Genomic DNA, 12,636 nt, shown 5'->3' with positions numbered 1-12,636 from the left:
TTAAACTGCATTTGGTTTCAAGCTAATAACAGCACAGACTTGGGGTAAAATCTGTTCGGTGAGTCCTGCAGGAAGGCGCTGCAATTTGGGAAATGCCAATTGCTGCTGCAAAGCTTCTTCACCTGCAGTGATTTTTTCAATCCAAGACGTAAAAAATGAGACTCTAGAATACACTTCCATGACACCGTATTCCCCGATATCCCCACCTTCAACTCTTGAGCTAATACCAAGTAAGTAATGCGTCCCGTCAATGGTGGAATATGCCGGGCCGCCACTATCACCACTACCTGAAACCCCCTCTAATGGCAAAGCTACATCATCTCTATCAAATTTAAATTTTAATAGCGGCCCTTCTGCTTGTTCGATTTGATTCTGAGCTTTTCGTAAAACCCCACCATTTTCATAGTTATCGACAATTTGTCCGGTCAGCCCATTTCCAGTACCGCCGACACCGATAAACCAAGTTATTTTTGCGAGCTCATTCGTTTGTTCGTAAAGATTAGCCGGTTTTACATCATTTATTGGATTTACTAATTTTATTAAAGCGATGTCGTGACTTTTACTGGGTTGATAGTCTTTATGAACGAAAACGCTTTCAACTTTGTGATAGCCATTATTTAAGCGGAGGTAACTGCCAGGACTTATGCAGAAAGTTGCGTGAGCGGCAGTTACAATCCAATCTGGCTTAATTAATGAGCCATGAGCCCCATCAACATAAAGTGTTGCCAAAGGTGCAAAATCCGTAGCGTCAGCATTATATTTTTTGTCAGTAACATCGTGACGAACAACAATTGCTGAAGCTGGCAAACTTGAAATAATTAATAGAATGGGCAGGATTATACGCATGACTTCCTTGTGCAATTTAACGCCTGGCACAGCGGATCGCAAACCTGGCGCGGCTTTTGGTACAAAAGGCGTGACAGGTTTGCGAATCCGTTGCTGCCACTTGTTAACCCTTTTGCCAGATTTGGTAACTATAATTTATGTTAGAGGCGAAGTCTTGGGTAAAAACTGGCCTAAAATTGCTGGGGATTTCAGGAAAGTAAACATCACCTTCCGGCTCGATGTCTATTGTAGATATATGTAGTGTATCTACTTGATCGATCAGGCTTTTGTATATCTCCCCACCACCTGAAACAATGACATGATCCGTTATTTTCTTTAGGTTGGTTAAAGCATCTTTAATTGATGGAAAGATCAATACGTTCTCATTGTCAGATGTAAAACTTGAACGTGTTACGACCGCATACTTTCGGTTGGGTAATGCTCCCATTGATTCAAAAGTCTTGCGTCCAACCAACAGCCATTGGTTATAGGTAATAGCTTTAAACAGGAGCTGTTCACCTTTGGCACTCCATGGAATATCAGGGCCATTCCCGATAACTCCATTCTTCGATATAGCTACCATTAGTGATAGTTTCACAATTCTTCCTCAGAGGTTAACAGTTATTATGTAGACCTCTCAGTAACATCCGAAAGGCAAAACAAATTTATACCTATGAGTTTACTGAAGATCAATAACTTAAGAAGCTAGTTAAGGACTTAATTTACTTTTAATTTACGACATTACTGACTTCTCAGTAATGTCTCCACCCCATAATGGGGTAATATTATTAATATCAATGCCTTATCTTGATTTAGCCTCCTTATCATCAGGTGTTACTGAGAAGTCTCAGTAACACACTCGATAATCAACAAAGGAGCTTACATGACTCGTTCACCTTTCCTTGAAAGCATCAGACAGGTTATGCGAACCAAGCATTACTCAATTCAGACTGAAAAAACCTATTTACTTTGGATAAAACGCTTCATTTTGTTTAACAAAAAACAGCATCCTAAGAACATGGGGGAACAAGAGGTAACTAATTTTTTGACATATTTAGCCGTAAACCGACAAGTTACGGCGTCTACTCAAAACTTGGCGCTTTGCGCTATCGTCTTCATGTATAAACATATACTTCAGAGAGAACTTACTTTACTACCTGATACGATAAAAGCACGCGCACCTAAACGGGTTCCATCCGTCTTATCTCATAACGAAGCAATGAGTATCATCAATCAGCTATCCGGTAGCTATAAACTGATGTTTTCGCTTTTATATGGTTGTGGGCTAAGGAAAGCAGAACTATTAATGCTAAGAGTTAAAGATATCGATTTTGAGTCAAGGAATGTCTATGTATTTCGTGGCAAAGGCGGTAAAGATCGAGTCACGATGTTACCTGAAAAGCTTGTTGAACCCCTTAAATTGCATATTGAAAAGGTTCGTGATCTTCATGAAAAGGATCTTTGCGAAGGTGAGGGTAAAACAAGTCTCCCGCCAGGGCTCGCGCGAAAATACCCTTACGCAATTTCTGATTTTAAGTGGCAATTTATATTCCCATCATCTGTCAGGTGTAAGCATCCAGTGGATGGATATGTTTGCCGCCATCACTTGCATTGGACGTCCCTAACAAAGAAATTAAGGAGCGCTGTTATACGGTCAGGTGTTCAGAAACACGTTACCGCACACACATTCAGGCACTCTTTCGCAACGCAGCTTTTAAAAGCGGGAACAGACATTCGTACAGTTCAAGAGCTGTTAGGGCATACGGATTTGAAGACAACTCAAATATATACACATGTCATCGGTCAACATTCATCAGGGACAATTAGCCCTATAGACCGATAATTTCGTTTTAAATAAACCGGGCTTCATGTCCGGTTTTGCGGTAAAAGCGGTCATTCGCATGCGGATTGTGTTGAGGTGCTGAATCTCTGCTTTTCGCTCATAGCAGGCAATCAAGTAACTGGATGATTGCTGAACATGGTGGTTCCGTGAAAACACAACGGGTGGTGATCAACCAGTGGTCGTGGTGGTAAATTCGGGTGCCGTTATGCAGGTGGGAGTGTTTTTAAGCCACAAATGAAACTCTGCTCCCTGTAACTCATGCTCAGGTGAGTGACCTATCCCCCCAATTTAAGACCATGACATTGATGAGATTTCCAATAAAATGGAACCAATGGAGATCTCAAAATGAAAAAACGTTACACCGAAGAACAAATCATCAAAGCCATCAAGCAGCATGAAGCAGGCTCGAAGGTCGAGGACTTATGCCGTGAGATGGCGATATCCGTCGGGACCTTCTACAACTGGCGCAGTAAGTACGCAGGCCTAGAAGTGAACGAAGCCAAGCGATTGAAGGAGCTTGAGGCAGAGAACAACAAGCTTAAGAAAATGCTGGCCGACAAGATGCTGGAAGTCGAAGCAATGAAGGATGTACTGTCAAAAAAGTGGTGACGCCAGCGGCAAGGAAACCTGTTGCTCAGCATTTGATAGAAGCTTTTCGCCTGAGTGAACGGGTGGCTTGCAAGTTGGCGGGATTAAGCCGAACGGCATTGCGGTATCAGCCCAAAACGAATGCAGATAACAGCATACGACAGCGGTTGAAAGCATTGGCAACCCAATATCCGCGTTATGGCTATCTGATGTTGCATAGTCTGCTTCGGGGCGAAGGTTGGGTTAAAAACCGTAAGCATACCTATCGCCTTTATACCGAAGAAGGTTTGCAGGTGCGTACGAAAAAACGCAAAAAGCTGACTCGGCCACGACAGCCTATGGAAGTGCCAACAGCTGTGAATCAACGTTGGTCTATGGACTTTGTATCGGATCAACTCAGCAATGGCAGGCGCTTTAGGGTTTTAAATGTGGTGGATGATTATTCGCGTGAAATGGTAGGCCAATTGGTTTTGGTTTCCATCAGTGGCAGGCAAGTCGCCAGATTCTTGAGTTTGCTGATTGAGCAACGCGGCAAACCAAATAAGGTGATCTGTGACAATGGCACTGAATTTACAAGTAAGGCGATGTTCTTCTGGAGCAAAGAAAGCGGCGTTACTCTGGGTTTTATTCAGCCAGGTAAACCAACACAAAACGCATTTGTTGAAAGTTTGAATGGCAAGTTCAGAAACGAATGCCTGAACCAACACTGGTTTAGAACGATGGACGAGGCCAGATACGAAATAGATTTATGGCGCGAGCATTACAATCATGTTCGTCCGCACAGTTCGTTGAATTACATGTCGCCTGTTGAGTATGCAAAGCAGGCAGCATAAGCTGGAAAATCTCATCACGGGATTGGTACTAATTCCGGGGATAGGTCAACTCGTTTAGAGCAAGAGCGTTTACCTATCGATTTTGTTTATGAGAAACTTCGGTTGTGGGTCGGTTAAATAGTTAAACAAATAAAAGTTGATTTAAAACAGATGTTTAACCATGTCCTGATATCATTTTAGATCTATTTTGTCACTTATTGGGTGCGAGATTATGGCAAGCTTAAAATTTATTTTAGATCTATTTTGTCATTTATTTTTAAAGTAGAGCCAAAAAATATGGCTTGTAGCGTAGTTTATTTTAGGACTATTTTGTCATCCCACAGGGCTCATTATTTAACCGTAATGAGCCTTTTTTTTCAAATTTAAGCAATCTTGAACATATTTGTGTTGATTGTATTCGTATAGAAAATGAAAAAGAAAGGCAAGAAAAAGTTGAATATATTGATAACCTCTTCTTTATAAAAAAAGAAAATGCGTTAAGTATCAATGATCTTTCTTTTGAAAATAGTGTTTTTTTACTTGCACTTATACGGTGTTGTGCTGATGAAAACCTAATGTATTTAGATAGCCTTGATAATCGGAGATATGAAAAATTAACACCGAATTATAATTTTGATCTGTTAATTATAGAACAGCTTTATACCGCTGGTTTAGTCACTCATTTTCCTGCATCAGGGTCATTGTCCTTGTAAGAAAAATGACCCTGTGTTGTGGAATAGTATCGTTAGTAAGGATGTTATTTCACTTTCCTTTCAATTTTGGTAAAAGATCTTCTATTTCAGAATAATAAAAAGGCTTTTCATTATTCGTTTTAAGTGGGTTTATAGTAAACATATCCTTATAAATTTCATGTATTGTTAGGGTTCCTAATGAGGGATATTTTTTTAACCCAGTAGCTTGTGCTACAAAGTCGACATCAATAACATATTTTTTTCCATTATTATCTATTTTAACATTTCCTTCAGAACCATAATCAAATAAAATACGCCCTTTCTCTTTTACAAAGTCAAATGCATTTTTTCCAGTTATAGACTTACCATCGACATATTTGGTAATTAGTACTTGTTTACCATTTTTTAATGTGATTCCTCGAGAAAAATCATTATCCCTATTTATTTCATTTAATACATTTGAACAGCGAGAGTACTCGGTGTTTTTATTACTTTTCTGTATATTGTCATCATTGGGTATTTTGATAACAAAGTTACCTATCCTATAGGCGGCTCCATATACCCCTTTTCCGATGAGATCGCCGGAACATAGGACTATAGTATGATCATTATTCCCTGTTGGAATGAATGTTTTTCGGTGGTTTTTAATTAAATTAATATATTGTGAGGGTAGTATTTTATTTTGTGATTGAGTGTAAATTACATTTTTCTCCCTAATTATTTCAGAAAATAAATCTATATTATCTATACTTTCTATGTTTTTTTTATCGCTTTTTATTTTGTTTGATATAATTTCTTTTTTATAATTTAGTTCTATGTTTTTGTTTGCTATATTTACTATCTTGTTTTTTAGTGTGACCTTGTTGGAAATGTTATATATTTTATTTGGGTTATGTTTATAATCAACATTGATAATAATTGGTCTCATAATAATCTCCATTTAAATATGTTGTATAATGATATTAAAATTAAGAGATTATTTATTTTAAAAAAGGATGTTATGAGTCGTTTTTCAATAAGTTAATCATATCACTAAATATAGATTGCCATTCATTATCATCGATTTCCATTAATCCCATATAGCGCAGCATAAAAGCGCCTTCAGTTGCTAGAAAAATAATTCTTGCCTGTTTGCCTTTTTCTGTGGATGTATTCAGGTTTTCAATACGTTCACGATACCAAATACGTGTACTTTTAAGGTATTCCGGAGTTTGTAATAATGACGCCATTAAGGCCGCACCTTTGGCCATTGAGACTTTATCGTGCTCATGGGTTGCTTGTAGATGGGCTAAAATTTTCCTTTCTGGGCTATTATCTTGCTCAATAACTCGGTTGAATACTTCATCATAGGATCGGCCCCAACGTTCAAACATCGCATCGATAAGGGCCTCTTTATTGCCAAAGCAGTACTGAACTCCACCTTTAGAGATCCCCATTGCTTTTGCAACAGCATCAATAGTCAGGGCTGCGGCCCCTTGTGTAATGACGATTTCTTCAGCGGTATCCAGTACCTTATCGCGATCAATCGTTCGTTGACGTCCCATTTAGAAAAACCTCTTTTCAATACATACGTATGGATTTATATTATAGCACGATCATCAATAAAGCGTGATCAACCAAACTCATTGAGAGAATTTTATGTTAGCCGATTATAAACGCTGGATAGTACTTCTGTTAGTATCAAGTGTGTTATTTCTTATAGTTATTGATGTTACTGTGCTTTATACCGCACTGCCCAAGTTGACTCATGATTTAGGTGCGACCGCATCTGAAAAACTATGGATTATGAATGCTTACCCATTAGTGGTTGCAGGTTTATTGCCTGCTGCGGGAATGTTAAGCGATAAAGTGGGTCATAAGCAGATGTTTTTATTGGGGCTACCATTATTTGGCATAGCGTCATTATGTGCGGCTTTTTCGCCAACGGCGATGAGTTTAATTTTATCTCGAGGCTTCCTCGCGGTTGGTGCTGCTGTAAGTATGCCAGCGACATTAGCGATTGTTAGGAATGTTTTTTTAAACCCAAAAGAAAGGGCGCTCGCAATCGGTATTTGGTCTGCTGTGGCATCAGGTGGTGCCGCTATTGGCCCTTTAATTGGCGGTATCTTACTTAACCATTTTTGGTGGGGTTCTGTTTTTTTAATTAATGTTCCTGTTGTGTTATTAGTTTTACCATTTGCTTATTGTTTAGTTCCTAAATGCGGTGGAAATAACAACAAAAAAATCGATGTACTGGGGGCTATTTTAGTTTTGATCGGGCTTATCAGTTCTATTTATACATTAAAAGAAATAGGTAAAGCTTATACAGATTGGACTGCTGTAATGGCTTCTGGGGTTATTGGTGTGGTCTTTTTGGCGGTCTTTAGGCATCGGCAAATCACATCGGAATCGCCAATGATTGATTTTGCCTTATTGAGAAATCCTAAATTTAGTGCTGGTATCTTGATGGCAATTATATCCCTTGTGGTTATTGTTGGGGTCGAACTGCTGCTTAGTCAGCGGTTACAGTTGGTACTAGGTTATACGCCATTTGATGCGGCGCTTTATATCATGCCTATTCCTATTGCCTCGTTGATCTCAGCCCCTTTAGCGGGGGTGTATTTGCATAAGTTAGGTGAAACAAAATTAGCTGTTTTAGGGTTTACATGTACCTTAATTGGTGTTGTTGGTTTAGCGTGGGTATTTAAAACATCAACAGGTTTATTATTACTTTCATTCTTATTTTTGATTGGCTTTGGGTTAGGGGCTATTTTTACTACGGCTTCTACAACGGTAATGTTAAGTGCATCCGAAGAAAAAGCAGGTATGGCAGCTTCTCTTGAAGAGGTTGCTTATGAAATTGGTAGTGTACTTGGCGTGACTTTTATGGGGGGGTTGATGAGTGCTGTTTATACGTTAAAGCTATCCCTTCCAGATGATTTAGCGGTCAGTAATAAGGTCTATGATAGCATTGATGAAGCGTTGCTGGTTTCTGAAAAGCTACCATTAGACAGTGCTAACAGATTAATTAATCAGGCTAATATTGCTTTTGATCATGCCTTTTTAGTGGTCATGATAGCGACGATTGTTGTCTTGCTTGTTAGCATATTGGCTCTACCGTACTTTATGCGTACTAAAAAACACTGAATTGATTAATTAAAAATGGGAGCTAGGTTGCTCCCATTTTAGTTGGATTTAATTATTTCACTTTACGGATCATGATGATAGCCATCAACGGGCTAAGGGAAAATAACGCAAATAGCCAGATAGATGCCTGTTGTGCCCCCAACATTCCGCCGGGGCTGATTAGCCCACTATTGTTAACAACGACACCAACAAGAGCTGCTGATAAGGCCGTGGCATATAGCTGAATAGTAATTATTGAAGAAGATGCAAGGTTTTCTTCCCCTTTTGGCGCATTATTAAATACACGTAGAACGAGGTGAGGCCAACAAATGCCAATACCTAGCCCAACGCCTGCCATAGCAATTAAGTAAATAATAAATAAAGGTAAAGATTCGGTCAGTTTCTGGTTATGCGTCAATACTGCTAGAACAATCAGAGATATAAATATGATGACCGGCCCGACTCTTATAATCTGAATGACTACCTTACCTGTTTTATTTGCACTAAATAGTGCCCCTATTGTCCAGCCAGCAGCCATGATCGCAGTTAAGTACCCTGCATATAATGGTGAAAAGTGATGAATGGTTTGAAGAAAATAAGGTACATAAATTTCTGTTGTCATGCCACCAACAAGTAAGCACATAGTTAAAAAAATCACACCAAGCTGATTTTTTAACGAATAGGAGCCGGTTGGTAATAAACGTTTTCCGTTTTTCCCATCTAACAACACAATAATAATAAGTGTGGCGAGGCCAATGAATAAGCCAATCAGGTTTACTAGTAATTTTTCCGATAAGCTACCAATTGAAATAGCAAGAACTGAGATAACAAGTAATGATATTGCTAAGAAAGGAATTTTAGCCGTTTGAGGTGGCTGGTTTTGCCTTTTTGGTAGTTGTCCGATGACAATTAAGGATAAAAAAACGGCTACAGGGAGTAGGGCCCAAAATGCCCAGCGCCAATGACCACCCTCTGCAAAAATACCACCAATGGCTGGGCCACATAAGGTCGCTATTCCCCACATACCAGAAACGACGCCCATCGCCCGTGACCATAAATTTTCTGTGAAAACAATTCGGATCAAAGCATAACTTAGTGCGAATAAAATCCCCCCACCAAGCCCTTGTAGCGCTCTCCCTCCAAGTAATATCAACATAGATGGGGAAGCCGCACACCAGATAGACCCAAGGGAAAATAATATTAATGCTATTAAATAGGCAAATTTAGGCCCAAAGCTATCTAAAATTTTGCTGGAAAGCGCTGAACCGACAATTGAAGTTGCCACAAACAACGTGGTATTCCATGCATAATATTCAAGACCACCAATATCGTTAACCACACTGGGTAATATGGTTGTTACGATATAAATATTAATAGCGTGTAAGGCAACGCCTCCAGTGAGCGCTATTGTGAGTAATGCATTGGAACCACTGAGTAAATCAGCCCATTTACCCTGTGCTGTTGTTGGTGTTTTATTGCTCATAGAGAGACCCGCTAGACGGAATAGTCAGAAAAGAGGTATTATCCAAGTAATGTATTGGATAATAGAGTCGTATAATGATTAAAGCAAGTAATTACTTTGATAATTTAAATCTCACTCAAGCCGTAGATAAAGTCCTTTTTTGTATTAAAACGAAAGGGCCAATATCTACAGCAGTAATCGCTAAAGATTTAAATCTGACGGGGGAGGCTGCACGGCAACACCTTCAAAAGTTAGTTACTTTAGGGTTAGTGGAAGGTGCTCAGTGTATGTCACAAACCGGAGCGGGAAGGCCTCGGCAAAATTGGGTTCTCACTGAATTAGGGCACCAGCGTTTTCCTGATACCCATGCGCAATTAGCTCTGCAATTAATTGATTCTGTTCGTACTATTTTTGGTGATGAGGGTTTAGAGCGCCTGATAAGCCAAAGAGAAGAGGAAAGCCGAGATAAATATTTTGCACGTTGTAAAGGTTTGGCATTGCCGGAACGTTTAGCAGCATTAGCAGAAGTCCGGAGCGAGGAAGGCTATATGGCGAAAGTTGAGCAAGATAATGACAGTTGGTTATTTATTGAAAATCATTGCCCAATTTGTGCTGCCGCGACGGTTTGCCAAAACTTTTGCCGTTCGGAATTAACTTTATTTAGCGAGGTAGTCGGTGACGAGGGGAGTGTTGTGCGTGAGCAATACTTGCTAAATGGTGCGGCACGTTGTGTATATCGAGTCACAGTTAAAAACTAAATACCAAGAAGTCTTGGTATTTAGTTATCAAAATAAGCTTATTGATAAACAGTGAGTGTTTCCGTTGATTCTATATGTGGCGCCAGTTCTTGTTTATCTAACCATAATGGTTTTTTACCGAACTGGTTGTACAGTGAAAGCTGGTCTTGGTAATGGGGTGAGCGTTTGCCTTGGGGTGAAATAAAACCACTTTGACCAGGAGCAACAACATCCCACGCTTGAACACCATTTTCAGTAAATACCACAAGGTCATTTTCTGTACCTCTATTATGGTATTCATTTTGATGGAAATTTTCTTTTGCTAGAGCCTGTGGAACCCCAAAGAAATTATTTTCACGGAAAGTTAATGCAGTAGCATTGGTTTGCCAGTTTGCAGGGTCGTCGCCGTATTTATCTTTCATTTTTTGGTAGGTGGTATCCAGTGCTTTTCGGATGATAGTATTCTTGGATTGACCTGAAAAAATATCCACTGTTTGAGGAATAGCGGAGTCATTACCCAGTAGTGATTCATAAAGTAACTTGGCACCCGTGCTAATATTTAATGACCCTGTAGGCCCTTCTTGTGTGGTTTCATAGCCACTTGCAAGATACCATTTATCAAATGGGGTTGGGATCGTTTGGCCTAATGTAGCTTTGAGCATTTCTTTTAACCAAATATCAAGGATGGCTGAACCTGGGTGAATATAGTGTTTACCATCACTGGATAATTGGTTTATACCATCCCATTGTTTGAGTATTGAGACTAATTTGGCTGCGTTATCACTAGCTGGTAAGGCTTCAGTAGCTTGTCTTAAATAAGGCATAAATAAACGCCGGTTGAGGTCAACACGGCTAGTCTGTTGTAAAATATTCCACATATCATCTGATGTTAATTTATCATAAGAATCTATGAGGTTGTCTATCTCTGTCACTCTATCCGCACTGCCCCAGAGAAAAGCAAAAAGGTCGCTCGCAGGGTAATTTTTTGCGGGGGAATTATTCCAGTTAGCGATATAACCTGATTTAGGGTTATACACTTTAGGGTTGTTTTCGAAGGGTTGCATACCTTTCCAATCCCAATCACCTGTTCCTGGAACAGGTAAACGCGGATCATGGTTAGCTTGGCGATCTGGGTAATGACCGGTGTGAACATAGCCGATGTTTCCGTCTTTATCGGCGTAGTACCAGTTAATTGTGAGGGCTTGGTCCTTTGCTTGGTTTAGCCATTGCTGCCAATTTTGTGCTTGCCCTTGTTTAACCCATGCCATTAATGATGATACTTCTTTCCCATCCCACGCGCGAGATTTACTGTAAGCGGTGTGAGTAGAGTCGTCGCGCTTAATAATATTGCCATGAACTGTACGGTAAACAGCAAAGGTAACCGGTTTTTCGCCTTTTACGTTGATTGTTTCTTGGCGTGTTAGCATTTTTTTCCATTGGCCTTGATGTAAATAATTATTGGGGTTTTCAGGTGAAACTTCTTCAGCAAAGATATCAACACCATCGCCAAACCCTGCCGTTGACCCCCAAGAAATATGGCCATTATGACCGAATAAAATAGCTGGGTAGGCAAAAGGAGTATTTCCAACAATGTTAAACCCTGCACCATGCAAACCAATACCATAGGTATATGCGGGGTTAAACCAACCGAACTGAGGGCCGTTGAGTAAAATAGCGTTTGCGCCAGAAGCTTTATTTTTCCCCACTAACCAAATATTGCTGGTGGTGGGGTAGCCCGCAATCCCATTAGCTCCACTTTGTTCGTACTGTTGGGAAATTAACGCATTGTTTTGTTTAGGGGAAAGAGCAATAAGTTTACCTGAGTTATTTTTAGCGGGTCGATCAAACATGGGAGCCGTTAAACGGTAATCATTAATTTGATTCAATTGTGTTGTTATTTTGTTATTTTTTGAATCTGAATAGGTAAATTCTTGCGGTGAGATGGTTGTTGGTGCATTGGGGTTATTAAGCCAATTAATTTGGTCAAAGACTTTTACTCCCATTTGTTCACCATACTTATCTTTCAGTGCAGTAAGTAATGCAAGGTTATCAATTTCACTGTTCATATCAGAAAAACGATTTGCCATTGTACCAACCATGATCATGGCAACATCAAAGCTATCCCATTGTGAAGGTAAAAAACCATAATCGATAAACTGCTTAGGCATTAATTCATTTGGTTTTTCATTAACTTGTTTTATCCATGCATTCATTCCATCAGCATAACCTTTTAGAATATCTTTCTGTTCTGTCGGTAAATGAGTTATTTGTTGATGAATAGAATCTGGCCAATAGTTAGTTCTAATATCTTTGTCAAAAGCGATGTAATCTTTACCTAACACTTCTGAAACCGTGCCCTGTGTGCTGCGTTTCGCCATTTCCATTTGGAACAGCCTGTCTTGTGCGACAGCATAACCATACCCATAAAAAAGGCTATAAGTATCATCGGCATAAATATGAGGAACACCATAGCTGTCTCGTTCAATTTTCACTTGTGTAGTGTGTGCGGCAAGTGAGGTGAATGACAAGGTGGTTAACCCGAAAACCATTGCGATAGGTATGACTTTTTTTT

10 protein-coding genes are annotated in these 12,636 nt (G+C 39.6%); 4 read left to right on the top strand and 6 right to left on the bottom strand.

All coding sequences use genetic code 11. From position 1 onward, the window contains the following. Entirely contained in the window at nucleotides 1-846 is an 846-nt protein-coding gene (locus tag ABE954_RS00130) for a trypsin-like serine protease (protein WP_063100059.1), read from the bottom strand. Between the two features lie 103 nt (nucleotides 847-949). Next, on the bottom strand, nucleotides 950-1,423 hold the full coding sequence (gene dfrA1 / locus ABE954_RS00125) for a trimethoprim-resistant dihydrofolate reductase DfrA1 (RefSeq protein ID WP_000777554.1): 474 nt from the start codon (nucleotides 1,421-1,423) through the stop codon (nucleotides 950-952). A 285-nt stretch (nucleotides 1,424-1,708) separates the two neighbouring features. On the opposite strand from dfrA1, the gene ABE954_RS00120 reads away from it, so the two are divergent. Next, on the top strand, nucleotides 1,709-2,668 hold the full coding sequence (locus tag ABE954_RS00120) for an integron integrase (RefSeq protein WP_063100060.1): 960 nt from the start codon (nucleotides 1,709-1,711) through the stop codon (nucleotides 2,666-2,668). 345 nt (nucleotides 2,669-3,013) lie between these two features. Continuing rightward, nucleotides 3,014-4,089, top strand: a protein-coding gene (locus tag ABE954_RS00115) for an IS3 family transposase (RefSeq protein ID WP_104768132.1) whose coding sequence is annotated in 2 segments (ribosomal slippage) — nucleotides 3,014-3,263 and nucleotides 3,263-4,089 — 1,077 coding nt in all. Because the reading frame shifts where the segments join, the coding sequence is not laid out codon by codon here. Nucleotides 4,090-4,830: 741 nt separating this feature from the next. On the opposite strand, the gene ABE954_RS00110 is transcribed toward ABE954_RS00115, so the two are convergent. Then, on the bottom strand, nucleotides 4,831-5,688 hold the full coding sequence (locus ABE954_RS00110) for a hypothetical protein (protein ID WP_166696396.1): 858 nt from the start codon (nucleotides 5,686-5,688) through the stop codon (nucleotides 4,831-4,833). Between the two features lie 70 nt (nucleotides 5,689-5,758). Then, nucleotides 5,759-6,304 carry a TetR/AcrR family transcriptional regulator gene (locus tag ABE954_RS00105; RefSeq protein ID WP_129467263.1) on the bottom strand — a complete coding sequence of 182 codons (546 nt, stop codon included), beginning with the start codon at nucleotides 6,302-6,304 and terminating at the stop codon, nucleotides 5,759-5,761. Between the two features lie 94 nt (nucleotides 6,305-6,398). Here ABE954_RS00105 and ABE954_RS00100 point away from each other — a divergent pair, with 94 nt between their 5' ends. Beyond that, nucleotides 6,399-7,886: an MFS transporter gene (locus ABE954_RS00100; protein WP_042846794.1), complete on the top strand. Its 1,488-nt coding sequence runs from the start codon at nucleotides 6,399-6,401 to the stop codon at nucleotides 7,884-7,886. A 52-nt stretch (nucleotides 7,887-7,938) separates the two neighbouring features. Here ABE954_RS00100 and ABE954_RS00095 read toward each other — a convergent pair whose 3' ends face one another. Beyond that, the gene (locus tag ABE954_RS00095; protein WP_129467262.1) at nucleotides 7,939-9,348 is read right to left on the bottom strand and encodes an MFS transporter; all 1,410 of its coding nucleotides are present in this window, start codon (nucleotides 9,346-9,348) and stop codon (nucleotides 7,939-7,941) included. Nucleotides 9,349-9,422: 74 nt separating this feature from the next. Between ABE954_RS00095 and ABE954_RS00090 the strand changes: the two genes are divergently transcribed. Further along, on the top strand, nucleotides 9,423-10,085 hold the full coding sequence (locus tag ABE954_RS00090; RefSeq protein ID WP_048605648.1) for a metalloregulator ArsR/SmtB family transcription factor: 663 nt from the start codon (nucleotides 9,423-9,425) through the stop codon (nucleotides 10,083-10,085). 38 nt (nucleotides 10,086-10,123) lie between these two features. Here the strand turns inward: ABE954_RS00090 and ABE954_RS00085 are convergent, their stop codons facing one another. Next, nucleotides 10,124-12,613: a penicillin G acylase gene (locus ABE954_RS00085; protein WP_226619030.1), complete on the bottom strand. Its 2,490-nt coding sequence runs from the start codon at nucleotides 12,611-12,613 to the stop codon at nucleotides 10,124-10,126. Nucleotides 12,614-12,636: the final 23 nt, after the last annotated feature.

This window comes from Providencia sp. TYF-12 (assembly GCF_041344805.1).
Lineage (GTDB): Bacteria > Pseudomonadota > Gammaproteobacteria > Enterobacterales > Enterobacteriaceae > Providencia > Providencia huashanensis.
Note: the sequence above shows the minus strand (reverse complement) of the source record. Positions and strands in the feature narration are given on the sequence as shown.

Excerpts from the sequence above, each read along its gene's own strand:
- ABE954_RS00120 (WP_063100060.1), top strand. The coding sequence starts at position 1,709 with ATGACTCGTTCACCTTTCCTTGAAAGCATCAGACAGGTTATGCGAACC.
- ABE954_RS00110 (WP_166696396.1), bottom strand. The coding sequence starts at position 5,688 with ATGAGACCAATTATTATCAATGTTGATTATAAACATAACCCAAATAAA.
- ABE954_RS00090 (WP_048605648.1), top strand. The coding sequence starts at position 9,423 with ATGATTAAAGCAAGTAATTACTTTGATAATTTAAATCTCACTCAAGCC.
- ABE954_RS00105 (WP_129467263.1), bottom strand. The coding sequence starts at position 6,304 with ATGGGACGTCAACGAACGATTGATCGCGATAAGGTACTGGATACCGCT.
- ABE954_RS00100 (WP_042846794.1), top strand. The coding sequence starts at position 6,399 with ATGTTAGCCGATTATAAACGCTGGATAGTACTTCTGTTAGTATCAAGT.
- ABE954_RS00085 (WP_226619030.1), bottom strand. The coding sequence starts at position 12,613 with ATGGTTTTCGGGTTAACCACCTTGTCATTCACCTCACTTGCCGCACAC.
- ABE954_RS00095 (WP_129467262.1), bottom strand. The coding sequence starts at position 9,348 with ATGAGCAATAAAACACCAACAACAGCACAGGGTAAATGGGCTGATTTA.
- ABE954_RS00130 (WP_063100059.1), bottom strand. The coding sequence starts at position 846 with ATGCGTATAATCCTGCCCATTCTATTAATTATTTCAAGTTTGCCAGCT.